14 protein-coding genes are annotated in these 14,065 nt (G+C 55.6%); all 14 read left to right on the top strand.

Annotated elements, in window-relative coordinates:
- The first annotated feature begins 177 nt into the window (after positions 1 to 177).
- Positions 178 to 1,140: a flagellin N-terminal helical domain-containing protein gene (locus tag IEI95_RS23380; protein ID WP_071202982.1), complete on the top strand. Its 963-nt coding sequence runs from the start codon at positions 178 to 180 to the stop codon at positions 1,138 to 1,140.
- 475 nt (positions 1,141 to 1,615) lie between these two features.
- The gene (locus tag IEI95_RS23375) at positions 1,616 to 2,266 is read left to right on the top strand and encodes a FliH/SctL family protein (RefSeq protein WP_156531425.1); all 651 of its coding nucleotides are present in this window, start codon (positions 1,616 to 1,618) and stop codon (positions 2,264 to 2,266) included.
- The gene (locus IEI95_RS23370) at positions 2,263 to 3,594 is read left to right on the top strand and encodes a MotB family protein (protein ID WP_194417092.1); all 1,332 of its coding nucleotides are present in this window, start codon (positions 2,263 to 2,265) and stop codon (positions 3,592 to 3,594) included. The genes IEI95_RS23375 and IEI95_RS23370 overlap by 4 nt, the downstream gene beginning before the upstream one ends.
- A gap of 4 nt (positions 3,595 to 3,598) precedes the next feature.
- Positions 3,599 to 5,050: a chemotaxis protein MotC gene (gene motC / locus IEI95_RS23365; protein ID WP_156531427.1), complete on the top strand. Its 1,452-nt coding sequence runs from the start codon at positions 3,599 to 3,601 to the stop codon at positions 5,048 to 5,050.
- On the top strand, positions 5,047 to 6,906 hold the full coding sequence (locus IEI95_RS23360; RefSeq protein WP_194417091.1) for a flagellar hook-length control protein FliK: 1,860 nt from the start codon (positions 5,047 to 5,049) through the stop codon (positions 6,904 to 6,906). The genes motC and IEI95_RS23360 overlap by 4 nt, the downstream gene beginning before the upstream one ends.
- Positions 6,872 to 7,420, top strand: a complete 549-nt coding sequence (locus tag IEI95_RS23355; protein WP_015914963.1) for a transglycosylase SLT domain-containing protein — start codon at positions 6,872 to 6,874, stop codon at positions 7,418 to 7,420. The genes IEI95_RS23360 and IEI95_RS23355 overlap by 35 nt, the downstream gene beginning before the upstream one ends.
- A gap of 336 nt (positions 7,421 to 7,756) precedes the next feature.
- Entirely contained in the window at positions 7,757 to 8,428 is a 672-nt protein-coding gene (rem, locus tag IEI95_RS23350) for a transcriptional activator Rem (protein ID WP_015914964.1), read from the top strand.
- A 130-nt stretch (positions 8,429 to 8,558) separates the two neighbouring features.
- Positions 8,559 to 9,815: a flagellar hook protein FlgE gene (locus IEI95_RS23345; protein WP_156531429.1), complete on the top strand. Its 1,257-nt coding sequence runs from the start codon at positions 8,559 to 8,561 to the stop codon at positions 9,813 to 9,815.
- A 24-nt stretch (positions 9,816 to 9,839) separates the two neighbouring features.
- The gene (gene flgK, locus IEI95_RS23340; RefSeq protein ID WP_070163560.1) at positions 9,840 to 11,294 is read left to right on the top strand and encodes a flagellar hook-associated protein FlgK; all 1,455 of its coding nucleotides are present in this window, start codon (positions 9,840 to 9,842) and stop codon (positions 11,292 to 11,294) included.
- A 3-nt stretch (positions 11,295 to 11,297) separates the two neighbouring features.
- Positions 11,298 to 12,365, top strand: coding sequence for a flagellar hook-associated family protein (locus IEI95_RS23335; protein ID WP_194417090.1), 1,068 nt, complete (start codon positions 11,298 to 11,300; stop codon positions 12,363 to 12,365).
- A 34-nt stretch (positions 12,366 to 12,399) separates the two neighbouring features.
- Positions 12,400 to 12,747 (top strand): flagellar biosynthesis regulator FlaF, encoded by a 348-nt coding sequence (gene flaF, locus IEI95_RS23330; protein ID WP_060716418.1) that lies wholly within the window; start codon positions 12,400 to 12,402, stop codon positions 12,745 to 12,747.
- Positions 12,744 to 13,193 carry a flagellar biosynthesis repressor FlbT gene (gene flbT / locus IEI95_RS23325; protein WP_015914969.1) on the top strand — a complete coding sequence of 150 codons (450 nt, stop codon included), beginning with the start codon at positions 12,744 to 12,746 and terminating at the stop codon, positions 13,191 to 13,193. Before flaF ends, flbT begins: the two co-directional genes overlap by 4 nt.
- The gene (flgD, locus tag IEI95_RS23320) at positions 13,184 to 13,639 is read left to right on the top strand and encodes a flagellar hook assembly protein FlgD (protein WP_015914970.1); all 456 of its coding nucleotides are present in this window, start codon (positions 13,184 to 13,186) and stop codon (positions 13,637 to 13,639) included. Before flbT ends, flgD begins: the two co-directional genes overlap by 10 nt.
- 151 nt (positions 13,640 to 13,790) lie before the next feature.
- Positions 13,791 to 14,057: a flagellar biosynthesis protein FliQ gene (gene fliQ, locus IEI95_RS23315; RefSeq protein ID WP_015914971.1), complete on the top strand. Its 267-nt coding sequence runs from the start codon at positions 13,791 to 13,793 to the stop codon at positions 14,055 to 14,057.
- The last annotated feature ends 8 nt before the right edge of the window (positions 14,058 to 14,065 follow it).

Below are 14,065 nucleotides of genomic sequence, written 5' to 3'. Positions count from 1 at the left end.
CTATTAAAACTTTGATAACCCCGTTAACCATTTGTTAACTAATTCAGGGTTAATAATCTGTTAACAACGTTGGGTTGGCTACCAGGGCAAGAGCGTAGCCGACGTGCATGAAGCAGACCAGCGTTGCCGGTGTCTTCCATAAATCCGGCATGTCCCTTCACCTTCATGGGGCACTCTATGACCAGCATTATGACCAATACCTCCGCTATGGCGGCTCTGCAGACTCTCCGTGGCATCGACCAGAACATGGAGACGACGCAGAACAGAATCTCGTCCGGCTATAAAGTCGACAGCGCCAAAGACAATGCCGCCTATTGGTCGATTGCGACCACGATGCGCTCCGATAACAAGGCGCTTTCCACGGTTCAGGATGCTCTGGGGCTTGCTGCTTCAAAAGCAGATACCGCTTATACAGGTCTGGACTCCAGTATTGACGTGCTCAGTTCGATCAAGTCCAAATTGGTTGCGGCGCGTGAACCGGGCGTGGACAAGGACAAGATCAACCAGGAAATCAACGAGCTGAAGAACCAGCTCGCCTCCATTGCCGAATCCGCTTCATTCTCCGGCGAAAACTGGTTGTACAACGAATCGACCAATCCTCCCACCACCAAGGAAATGGTTGCCTCCTTTAACCGCGCCAGCGACGGTACAGTGTCGGTCACCACTTTGAAGTTCAACACGTCGGAATCGACGCTGATCGATACCCAGAATGCTGAAAACGGCATCCTGACACGCACCACGGTTGCAACCTGGGCTTACGGTACGACCACCACGACAGGCACCTATTACCTGCTGGATGCGGAGTCGACGACGCCTGCCACCGGCACAGAAATCACCCTGACCACCGACATGTCCAATGACGATCTCGATGGCATGATTTCAGCCGTCGATAAAATGCTTCAGGATCTGACCGATTCTGCTTCGACCTTGGGTGCGATCAGCAGCCGTATCGATTCCCAGGATACGTTCGTTAAAAACCTCAGCGATACGATCGACAAGGGCGTCGGACGTCTGGTGGATGCGGATATGAACGAGGAGTCAACCAAGATCAAGGCGCTGCAAACGCAGCAGCAACTTGGCATCCAGGCGCTGTCGATTGCCAATACCAATGCCGAAAACATCCTGACGCTCTTCAAGTAGTTTTTCGACAACGGGCCGGAGTTACAATTTTCCCTTTCTGCCGTGCCGCCGGTCATCGGCATCTGGTGGAATCGTTGGACCGCGCAACTGCCCTGGCGCGGTCCAACATATTTTCAGGGGATGCAGCCGATATGACTGCAAAATCCGCCGGGGCATTTTCGTCCTAAACCTGCCCAATCCCGTTAAATTATGTAGGGTGAGTGCCAATCGGCATGCCTGACCGCCTTGAGAAAATCCTCGCGCAAGTTTGGCCGCCTAGCTTCGACATCATGAAACAGGTGTTTGTGTTCGCCGTCATGCGGGAGATCGGGCCGCCTGTGACATCCTGCATGTCCTGAAAGGGTCCTGAAAATGATCCCGGGCATCAGGTTGATGATTTAAGCTTTGGGCCTTACCCGGCCGAAGGTATTGTGCGTCGATAACGCCATAGGCGCGGTCTCGACGATAAGGGCCGTAAGGTCCGGGAGAAAATGACATGACGATGCCGCTCGCTCATTATCTGAAGGATTTCTCTGCACCTCGGCCAGCGCCGATGGTGGCGGAGCCTGTGAGTTTCAACGATGACGCGTTGATGTTTCCGGATATGCCGATGCTTGAGCTTCCTCAGCCAGATCCGGTGGATGTGGAAAAAGAGCGGCAGGAAGCTTATGCGGAAGGCCAGGACGCGGGGGGCAAGGCGGCGGATGAACGTCACGCCGAAGAGCTCAGCACTCTCGAAAAGGCTCATGCCGAAGCGCTTCAGGAACTGACGGAAAAGCATCAGGCGGAGCTGGCGCGTGTGATTGCAGACGGGCTTCAGCAGATCGCCTCGGACCTGTCGCGCATTGTTGGTAGCCAGACGGTCGAGACATTGGCGCCCCTGCTATCGGATCTGCTTGTCGACAAGGCCCTGGAGGATATTTCCGGCCTGTTGAAGGCCGCTGTCCTGGAGGGAGCGGCAGGGCAGATCACCGTTACCGGACCTGCCGCGCTGTTCAAGCAACTTGCCGACCTCATGGAAGGTCAAGACCTGTTGCTTAAACATGTCGAGGCCGATGATCTCGACCTGACGGTCGACGTCGGTGGAGCAGCATTGGTCACCCGGATTTCCGCCTGGACGGCCAGTCTGAAGAAAGTTCTGGCATGAGCGACGCTGAAAATCACCACCACGGCAAGAACGAGATCATCGTTATCAAGCGGCATGGCGGCGGCGATCACGATGGCGCCCATGGCGGCGCCTGGAAGATTGCCTATGCCGACTTCATGACAGCGATGATGGCCTTCTTCCTGGTCATGTGGCTGGTCAATGCCGCCAATGAGAAGACGACCGCTTCGGTTGCCAGCTATTTCAATCCGATCAAGCTAGCCGATGAAAAGCCAACCGAGAAGGGCGTGAAAAAGCCGGTCGATCAGGCCGAAGGCGAGGAAAGCAAAGAACGCTCGAAAATCAAGGCCGAGGAAGAAACGCTCGGCAAGGCGGCGGCAACCGGCGAGGACATGACCTCGACCTCGGGTGATAAGCCAGTCTATTCGGAAGCGGACCTGTTCGAAAATCCCTATTCCGTCCTGGCCGAAATTGCCCAGGAAGTTGGTCAGCAAGCCAATGTCAGCGCCAAGGGTGAAGGCGGAGCCAGTGAATCCGGCCCGTCCACTGGCGCGTCGGGCGGCGAGGCTTACCGCGACCCGTTCGATCCGGATTTCTGGAGCCAGCAGATGCAGACGGCGCAGGGTACGCCGGGTAAAGCCAAGCCTGGCGAGCAGCAAACTGTGGCCGAGACGGCAAAGCCTGATCCATTCGCGCAAAAACCGGTCGATCAGCAGGCTTCTGCGGCGGCGGCCGCAGCCGCAACGGATGTAGCGCAGGGCACTCCCCCGTCGAAGTCTCAGCCTGAGGCAAAGCCGCAGGTCGAAATCGACGGTCAGCAGGTAGCCATCGCCGTTCCCAAGGCGCGACCTGATCCCAAGCAGGTTGCCCGTGAAGAGCAGAATGCATCGGCTGATAGCGATCAGACACAGCAGGCGGACCAGCTTAAGCAGCAGATCGCCTCTGAAATTGGCGGTGTCGCGGGTAAATTGGCCGAGGGGTTGATTGTGCAGCCGGCTGAAGGTGGATTGCTGATAACACTGACCGACCAATCCCAGGCTCCGATGTTCGATGTCGGCTCCGCCGTGCCTCGCAAGGAAATGGTTTTGGCGATGGAAAAGATCGGCAAGTTGCTGGCGGACCGCCAGGGTGCCGTGGTCATCAGGGGCCACACCGACGCACGTCAATATAAAGGCCCTGATAATGACAACTGGGGCCTGTCGATGTCACGCGCCCATTCGGCCTATTACATGCTGGTGCGCGGCGGGCTCGCACAAAACCGTATTACCCAGGTGTCCGGCTTTGCCGATCGCCGGCTGTTGAAGCCGGAGGACCCGCTGGCCGCTGCAAACCGACGGATCGAGATCCTTGTTCAGGGAGACCAGAAGTAAGGTGATGACCGCGCGCAGATCCCTGGGTGCCAGATCTGGATTTTCCAGCTTCGCCTTCTATGGCGTGCTGCTGACCCTGGCTGTCGGCGGCCCTGTTGCCTGTGCGGGTCAGGCATATGCGGCAGGACCAACTCCCCCTGCAAGCAACGGGTCGGCTCCGGTTCCTGCTGCTGGCGCAACGGGGCCTGTTGGCAGCGCTGCCGCAGGCGGCGACAGTGATAACCTACCGCCTTATCTGATGTTGCGCTCTCTGCAATTTGTGCAGGACTCGGTTGTTCGCGGGGACCATTCAGCAGCCGATATGCAACGTTTTCTTCTGACCCGGATCGATAAGCGGCTGCGGACGGCTGCGTCTTCGGATTTCGAAGACCCTCGCAATGTCGATGCGGCGCTGATTTACACGATGAGCGGGGGTAATCCGGCGACGCTGGACTATCTCGTTGCCCGCGACGTTGATGGTCATTTCGATAACCGCGTTAGCGATATGTTGAGAAAATACTTGAGTGGTAAAGGCGTGCTGGTGGCAAGTTCGCTTGGCGAGATGGTACCGCTCTATCAGAACGGTCGGGTCGGGCCTTATATCGCGTTGGTGGCTGGGAATGTCACCCTGGTGAAAGACCCGGCAGGAGCCCTTAAATTCTTCGATATCGCCCGCCTTGTTGCGCCCGGCACCATCGTCGAGGAAGCGGCCCTGCGGCGGTCCTTCCAGATCGCCATGGATACCGGCCAGAATGGTCGGGCCATGGCCTATGCCAATCGCTATGCCCGCCGCTTTCTCTATTCGCCCTATGCCAGCCAATTTGCCGATCTGCTGGTGCAATTGGTTGTCGATCATTTCTCGGAGCTGGATAAGAACGATATTCTGGCGACATTGGCGACCATGGATCCGGATCGTCAGCGCGAAGTCTATCTGCGCATTGCGCGCCGTGCGACGATCAACGGCAATCAGGCTTTGGCCAGTCTTGCCTCCAGCCAGGCGCAGAGCCTGGCGGGCCTGCCAGATAAAAACGACCCTCAGGCGCTGCTTTATGGCGGCGCGGCGTTGATTTCGACCACCGACGTCAAAAACGCGCTCAACACGATCTCACAATTGCCAAAAGAACAACTGTCGGCTTCCGACAACGCCTTGCTGGAAGCTGCCCGGGCCGTCGCGCAGGAGATTATTACCCTACCTACCGCGCCGCAAAGCCCATCGGCTTCGCCAAGCACACCACCGCCGTCTGGAGACAATACTGCCCCAGAGAGTGTGGCCAATGTGTCCGATCAGCAGGACCCCGGCGTTCCAGCCAAGGCGACTGCAATGCCCGATGCTGGCATTGGCACGGCGCCGGTTACTCCGGCCTCGGCAGATGCAAAGCAGAAGCCAGATCCGGAATTCCAGACATTCATGAGCGGTGGCCGATCTAAACTTGAAGAAATAGATAAAATGTTGAAGGGGGAGGGCGTAACGAAATGATCGATGCCACTATCACAGCAGGTTCTGCCGCTTCGCCAGCCTATAGCAGCAGCCGTTCCGATCAAGGCAAGGGCGCGGGCAAGGGGTTTCTGGACGCTCTGGCCGATACGGCTGACCGTAGCCAAGCGCAGGAGCAAAAGGCCGACGATGACGATGCTCCTGTCGATCAGGACCAGACACAGACCCGTTCGAATGCGTCTTCGTCGTCATCGGCCAAATCAACCACGACCACAGCGACATCTGCTACAGCATATCAGGAGCGTTCGGCTCAGGCGGAGCAGTCGCAGCTTGGTAATGTGGCTGACGATGAAGCCACTGGCGCCAGCGATGACGGCAAGGCACCGTCGCAAACCGTCGGCAATGCGCCGATAGCTGCTGGCGATTCCAGGGCGGCTGCTTTGATTGCCAAGGCTTTGGCGAGTCAGACCAAGACTCAAGCCCAAACCCAAGCTGAGGGCCAGACACAAGGTCAAACAGAGACCGCATCTTCCTCCGGGGGGAAGACGGATGAAAGCGGGATGCTCGCAAAGCTTGTTGCGGCCCTGACCCAGCAGGATGATGCCACGACTGAGGCTGCTACTGCTGGCGCAAATGCGGAGGAAGCGCTCGCTGCCGAGACTGAAGGCGCTGGAGATGATACCGGCAAGATCGCCATCAAGGGCCGACAGGAAAACAGTGCACCTTTGCTCGCGGCCCTGGCAGCCCTCAAGTCGACAGCGACCGATGAGGACGCCGCTACGGCGGCGGCTCAGTCAGACATGCCGGGGGTTACGAAAACCCAGACCAAGGACAGTTCCAAGACGGCAAAGCCTGCCGCAGAGGATACCAAAGATACTGCTGCAGAGCCAAAGGCAGCGACGGGCGCCCAGGATGCCTTGACATTATTGGGCGATTTGAGCGCCGGACAATTGCAGCACGCTGCCCGTCAAGCAGGCAGCCAGACAGCCGCCGGGTCGGCCACCAGTAACGGCGATAGGGCATTGACTGCCGTCGCCGGCCAGGTTGCGTCGCAGGATGACAAGACGGGTAAGATCGGCCAGGGTACCGCAGCGGTTGATTTTGCCAAGCAGGCCAAGTCCGTCCAGTCGGGGCAGCAGGATGCCGTTTCACCGGCGAGCAAGGAAACGGTCAAAGATAGCAGTGTTGCGGATGCCCTGCATATGGTCACCAGCAGCGATGCCTCGGCGGCGTCGCCTGCCGATGATACCGCAAGCCAGCCAGCAACGACAGGTATCGATCCGTTGCAGAATGTCAGCGTGCTTGACAGCCGACGCATTATTGCCCCGGTCAACACCAGCAATGGCGCCAATATTGCCGCATCCATGGCGGGTGACAGTTCCTGGGCGCAGGCGATGCACAGTCATGCTTCCGATAAGCTCAGCGCCAGCGAACAGATCAGCACCGATCGAACGATGAACACGCTCAAACTGAAGATGACGCCGGAAAATCTTGGAAGTGTCACGGCGACATTGAAGCTGACGAATGGCGAATTGACGGTCAGTTTGGTTGTTGAAAACAGCGCGGCTTATCGAAAGCTGAACGAAGACCAGAACGGTCTTGTGGCGGCGCTGAAAAGCCACGGCTTCTCCGTGGACAACGTCCAGATCAGCATAGCCAGCACTGAAAAGCCCAGCAATGACGCCAACCAGACCAATTCCCAGAGCCAGAGCAGCAATCAGCAGAGCATGCAGCAGGGCGGTGGCAGTTCCAGCCAGGGCGGCAATCGCTCACAAGCGCAGCCGATTTTTGATGTTTATGGACAGACATCCGGAGGTCCAGTCGATGATGCGGCACGTTCTGCGACGGTGGGCACCGGCGGCAATGCTTCTGGCGGTAGCGGTCAGCTTTACCTGTAACGAGGGCTACGCTTCGGCTTCAGCGGGATTATGCGAGCGCGAAATCAGCAACGCTGCGGCCAAATACGGGATCCCTGAAGGGATCCTCTATTCGGTCGGCCTGACGGAAACCGGACGCAAAGGGTCACTTCAGCCTTACGCTCTCAATGTGGAGGGCAAGGCGCTGTTCCCCGATTCCATGACAGATGCCATGCAAACCTTCGCGCTCGCCAAGCAACAGGGCGCGAAATTGATCGATATTGGTTGCATGCAGATCAACCACTATTTCCATCACGAGAATTTCCACTCGCTCGAAGAGATGTTCGACCCGAAACGGAACGTCGAATACGCCGCAAAATTCCTGGTCGCGTTGCATGGAAGACACGAAACCTGGACAATGGCAGTGGCGCGCTATCATGCAGGTCCTAACAACGATCCAGCGCAAAAACGCTATGTTTGCAGGGTCATCGCCAATCTCGTTGCAACCGGATACGGCAACTGGACCGCGAATGCGCGGCAATTTTGTCAGCAATAACAACCTGGCACGCCGGAAACGATGGCTTCTCTGTCAGAGATCACAATGCCGTTCTGTCAGCAAAAACAATCTCTGGTTGATTGCCTGCCCCGATCTTGCCCACATTAGCATCGAATAATTTTTTCATGTGCTCACGGCTTTGCAAGCGTTTTGTTAACCTTTTTCACAGAAAAATAGTATGTGGTTAACGGCAGTGACACAAGATGTAGGTCAAATCACCCCTAAAATCTTAATCAACTATTAATAACTATCATTAACTTTCTACAGTTGTCGTTTTAGCCCCCGATTCGTACCCATTGTCGTGTTGAAACACCACACTGATTCGGAGGCGGACGAATGATCGTAGTGGTTGATGAGCGCGAGCTCGTTAAGAATGGATACACGTCTTTATTTGGACGTGAAGGAATACCTTCGACCGGGTTTGACCCGATCGAATTTGGTGAATGGGTTGCCTCGGCAGCCGATAGCGATGTTGCAGCCGTGGAAGCGTTTCTGCTTGGTCAGGGAGATCGCACAGGCGATCTGCCACGGGCCATCCGGGATCGTACGACGGCTCCGGTGATTGCGGTCAGTGACCAGCCATCGTTGGAAGCAACACTTGCCCTGTTTGACAGTGGCGTGGATGACGTGGTGCGCAAGCCGGTCCACCCTCGGGAAATCCTGGCGAGAGCTGCGGCCATTCGGCGGCGCCTGAAGGCTGTGGCCAACTATACCGAAATCGGCGCGATCCGCGTTTATTCGGATGGCCGCGATCCCGAGATCGGCGGAGAGATTTTCCCCTTGCCGCGCCGCGAGCGCCGCATTCTGGAATATCTAGTCGCCAATCGCGGCCGGCGGGTGTCCAAGTCTCAGATCTTCAATGCGATCTACGGCATCTTCGACGAGGAAGTCGAAGAGAATGTGGTCGAAAGCCATATCAGCAAGCTGCGCAAGAAACTGCGCAAGAAGCTTGGTGTCGACCCGGTCGATTCCAAGCGGTTTCTTGGATATTGTATTGATTGGAAATAACAATCTGGCGGCCACGCCGCCAGATTCTCAGGGCCTTGCAGCCGAATGTGCTCTTAAGCGTTTTTTCAAACAGCTTCACGCAAGGCCCACTTCATAATCTTCTCACACGACGATCGAATGGGGACGTGGTATGAGCCTTTCAGGCAGCATGAATACAGCCGTATCCGGTTTGCAGGCCCAAGCCAGCAAGCTGAGCACGGTCGGCGACAATGTCGCAAACTCGGATACGACAGGCTACAAGCGGGTATCAACCGCATTTTCCAGCCTAGTTGTCGGTTCCTCGGGCAGTGGAACCTATAATTCCGGCGGCGTGCAAACGACCACGGTCAACAGCATTTCCGAGGAAGGCTCTTATCAGTCGAGCACGTCGGAAACCGATCTGGCGATCAAGGGCGATGGCTATTTCGTCGTTCAGGACGAAGCGGGCAGCGTTTTCCTGACGCGAGCTGGCGATTTCCAGGCCGACGAGAATGGGTATATGGTTAATTCGGCCGGCTACACCCTGCTGGGCTATTCCTACGAAAATGGCGAGCCGGCCTCTGTTATCAACGGTTTTGAAGGTCTCGAACCCGTCAAGATTCAGGACAGCAGCATTTCGGCCAATGCTACGACCAATGCATTGATCGAAGGTAACCTGAAGTCCGGTTCTGATATCGTGACCAGCGATGTGCCCTCCAGCAACAGCGCCAGCGCCACATGGAGCTTCAAGAGCTCCATGGTTGCCTATGACAGCCTTGGTAACGCCAATCAGTATGACATCTACTATACCAAGACCGCCGATAACGAATGGCAAGCGGATATCTTCCGCACCAGCGAGGCAACTGACGAGACCAATTTCCCTTATACCAATGGTGTTCTCGGCAGCACGACCCTGACCTTCGATTCCGATGGCGCGGTCTCCAGTGGCGGGACATTTACCTTTACCGACAGCACGACCAGTTCGCCTCAGACGATTGAGGTGGATATGTCGACCATGACCCAGTTGAACTCAGCCAATTCCTCGGAAGGCGACGTGGATGGCAATGGCGCCAGCGCGGCATCCTCCGTCACGGTTAACAGCAACGGCAATATCGTTGCGACCTATCAGGATGGCTCGACCGCCAATCTCTACAAGGTGGCGTTGGCCACGGTTGCCAGCCCCGACAATATGAAATCGGTCAACGGCACGGCCTATCAGGTCACGGCGGATGCAGGCACGGTCGTGGTTGGTTTTGCCAATACAGGCAGCTTCGGCAGCATTAATTCCAAGACGCTTGAAAGTTCCAATGTCGATCTCGCGACGGAACTGACCAACATGATCCAGTCCCAACGCAGCTATAGCGCCAATTCCAAGGTGTTCCAGACTGCGGCGGATATGCTGGATACGCTGATCAGTCTGAAGCGGTAATCCTATTCTTTTAAAGGCAGTGTCATGTCTCTTTCGTCAACGATGAATACGGCGACAACTTCTCTCGGCAATACCGGCGTCCAGTCGCAGGCTCTGTCGAAGAATATTGCCAACTCCCAGACGGAAGGTTACGTCAAGCGTGACGCTGCCACTATTTCGACCAGCACCGGAGGAGCGCAGGTCGTTACGACCCGTTCCGAAGATGCTGTCTTGCAAAAGCAAATGCTTTCAGGGCAGTCCCAGGCGGAAGGGCAGGATACGCTCAATACCGGTCTGGACCAGTTGAAGGCACTTCTCGGCGGTAACGACTACGAATCGTCACCGTCGACCTATATCAACAAGCTGCGGGATGCGATGCAATCCTATGCCGCGCAGCCCAGCGAATTGTCCCTGGCGGAAACGGCGGTCAGCGCAGCCCAGGATGTCGCCACCTCGATTAACAATACGGCCGAGGGCATCAGTAACGTCCGGGCCCAGGCCGACGACGCCATCAAGGACGATGTCAACAAGCTCAACGATCTTCTGTCGCAGTTTGAGACCGTCAATCAGTCTGTGGTCAAGGCGACGGCGACAGGGAACGATCCCAACGACGCCCTCGACCAGCGCGACAAACTCGTCTCGGATATCTCGAAGATTGTCGGTGTATCGTCGGTCAAGCGCGATAACAACGACATGGCGCTCTACACCAATGATGGCACCGTGTTGTTCGACAAGCAGCCGAGAACGGTGACATTCGACTCGACCGGCGCTTACGGTGCTTCGACCGAGGGCAACTCGGTCTATATCGATGGCGTTCCCGTCAAGGCTGGTACGGGTGGAAACACCACGGCGGAAGGATCGATTGCCGCCAATCTACAGATCCGCGATTCGATTGCCCCGCAGATGCAGCAGCAGTTGGACGAGACCTCACGGTCGCTGATCAAGATGTTTTCGGAAACGGAAGAATCGACTAAAGACAATGACATGCCGGGCCTCTTCACATGGGAAGAGGGAACGACGCCGGAAGATGGAACGCTTGTTTCCGGTATTTCGGAATCATTCAAGGTCAACAGCGCTTACGTGACCGCGGAAGATGGTGATCCGACGCTTTTGCGCGATGGCGGCGCCAATGGCTCGAATTACACCTGGAATACAACGGAAGGTGTCAGTTATTCGGAATTGCTCGACGACCTTGTCACAGGTTTCGAAGATGAAAGGGACTTCGATTCATCGGCAGGTCTCGGTGACACCTCCAATGTCCTCGACTATGCCTCGAACTCCGTCGGCTGGCTCGAAAGCTATCGTTCGACGGCTGATTCAGCCAATGAAACCAAATCCGCCTTGTCGCAGCGGGCCACGGAAGCCTATCAGAACAAGACCGGCGTCAATCTCGATGAAGAATTGTCGAAGATGCTTGATATCGAGCAATCCTACAAGGCTTCGACCAAGCTGATGAACGCTGTCGATGAGATGCTGAAATCCCTCTTGGAGATCGCATAAGCCATGAAGACATCGAGCATATCCAGTCTTACCATCCAGAACGCCATGCGTCTCACGATCAGTGATGCGCAAAAGCAGATGTCGGATGCTCAGACAGAAGTGACGACCGGCAAATACGCAGATGTCGGAACAGAACTTGGCGCCAAGACCTCTTCAGCCGTGGATCTCAATCGGGACTCTCTGCGCTTGCAGTCCCTGATGGACACCAATTCCATCGTCTCGACCCGTCTTGATGCATCTCAGACGGCGTTGGATACGATTGCATCGGCAGCAACAACAATGCAATCGACGCTGGTTGGTCTTGGTACCAGCACTGACAGTACGACGCTGGACTCCGCGCAAAAGACCATGAAAAGCGCAATGGACAGCTTCATTGACGCCGCAAATACCTCTGTGAACGGTGAATATCTGTTTTCTGGCATCAATACCGATGTGAAGCCGATCACCGATTACTACTATATCGATGACGACGATAATGAAACGGACGCCAAGCAGAATTTCGACAATCTGTTTTCCGGATATTTCGGCATGTCGCCTGACGATGATGGCGTCAGTGGCATCAGCGCTGACCAGATGGACGATTTCATGGAGAACGTCCTTGAGCCATCCTTTGATGGGGCGGACTGGACGGACAATTGGTCGGCAGCCACCGATGAGACAATGTCGAGCCGGATCAGCAAAAACGAAGTTATTCAGAGCTCATCCACCGCCAACTCCGATGGCTTCCGCTATATGGGCCTTGTTTCGGTGATCGGCAGCGAAATGCTGAATGGCAATTACTCGACCGAAACCCGCAATGCTATGATCAACAAGGCGATCGAATATTCCGGTCTTGCCGTTTCCGGTATCAATGACGAACGCACACAATTGGGCCTATCCCAAGAACGTGTCACCAATGCAAACGATTCCTTAACGTCCCAGAAGGACATTATTGAAAACCAATTAAGCAATTTGACCGGTGTGGATGCCTATGAAGCATCGACCCGTTTGAACAACCTGCAATCTTTGGTCGAGACGTCATACACCTTGACCGCACGCTTGCAGAAGCTCAGCCTTGTGGATTACCTTTGATGATCAAGGGTGGGGTGGAGTAGAGGAAATCTAGATGTACCAGTTTTCCTACAATGAGATTATGGAGGATGGGGTTGCCGACGCTAAGGAGCGTGAGCGCCAGGTTCTCGACAGATCGATAGACTTGCTGAGCCAGGCCAGGACTGCCGGAAAATACGGTCGTGAAGGCATTGAGGCTCTTTACTATACGCGCCGCGTCTGGATCCGCTTCATTGAGGATCTCAAGCAGCCGGACAACCAGCTTGGCACGGAACTTCGAGCCAATCTCATTTCAATTGCCCTTTGGATATTGAAGGAATGTGACCGCATCAGAAAGCGGGAATCCGACAATTACCAAGGCATAATCGATGTAACCACCATCATCAGGGATGGACTTAAATGAAGAGCACCTTGCGAATCTCGCTGAAATCCGGGGAACGAATCTTTATCAATGGTGCCGTTTTGCGCGTCGATCGGAAGGTTGCCCTGGAATTTTTGAACGATGTGACATTTCTGCTGGAAAACCACGTGCTCCAGCCGGAAGACGCCAATACCCCGCTACGCCAGCTCTATTTCATCGCCCAGATGATCCTCATCAATCCGGAAGGCAAGGAACAGACGCTGACCATGTTCCGCAAGTCGATCGTGATGTTGCTGTCCTGCTTCCAGGATGACGAGATCCTGGCTGAATTGAAGCGGATCGACGCTCAGGTCGTATCAGGGCGCGCCTTCGATGCATTGAAGGCCATTCGCGGTCTTTATCCGCTTGAAGATCGGATACTGAACAACCAGGAAATGGCACCGGCAACGATCGAACAGATCCGCAAGGAGATTGCGCCATGGCGGTAGACGCAACGACTTCAGCGACATCAACAAGTTCCTCGTCCTCTTCGAGTTCGGCGACTTATACCAATCCGTTCGCCAACGCATCGGCCAACTCGGATGCGGCAGACGCATCCATGGACTATAACAGCTTCCTTCAGCTTCTGATCGCGCAGTTGCAGAATCAGGACCCGACGGATCCGATGTCTGCCACGGAGCAAGTGTCTCAGCTTGCAACCTATTCGCAGGTCGAGCAATCCATTAAGACCAATACCTTGCTGCGCAGCATGTTGCAGGCGGAAGCCTTGACACGGGCTGGTGATATCGTCGGCAAGACGGTGACAAGCTCGGACGGCGAAACGACCGGTGTTGTCTCCAACGTCAAGGTCGCCGACGACGCCGTGACACTCACCACCAGCAGCGGTGGCACAGTAGAGTTGCAGACCGGCGTCAACTTCTCGAGCGGCTCCTGATCGGTCATTTCCATTCCGCCGTAACCGGTCGAGATGGAAAATGCAAAAGGCTTTAACGACTGTGAAATTCCTCAAATCGATTGGGATTTGAGGAATTTTGCTTTATCAATTGAGTCGTGTCAGGTGGCATGATGCCGCTGGAGGAATGCCGATGAATGAAGCAGATGCCCTCGATATCATGCGCGCCGCTGTATGGACCGTGCTGATTGCCTCGGGGCCAGCCGTTCTGGCCGCGATGATCGTCGGCGTCGTGGTCGCCTTGATCCAGGCATTGACCCAGATCCAGGAAATGACCCTGACATTCGTCCCAAAAATCGTTGCGATCATGGTGACGATCGGTATTTCCGCTCCCTTTGTCGGGTCTCAAATTTCGATTTTTGCCAATCTGGTGTTTTCCCGGGTCCAATCCGGCTTTTAAATCACTGT

The sequence above is a fragment of the Agrobacterium vitis genome (assembly GCF_014926405.1).
Classification (GTDB): Bacteria; Pseudomonadota; Alphaproteobacteria; order Rhizobiales; family Rhizobiaceae; genus Allorhizobium; species Allorhizobium vitis_H.
This window is presented reverse-complemented; position numbering and strand designations above follow the sequence as displayed.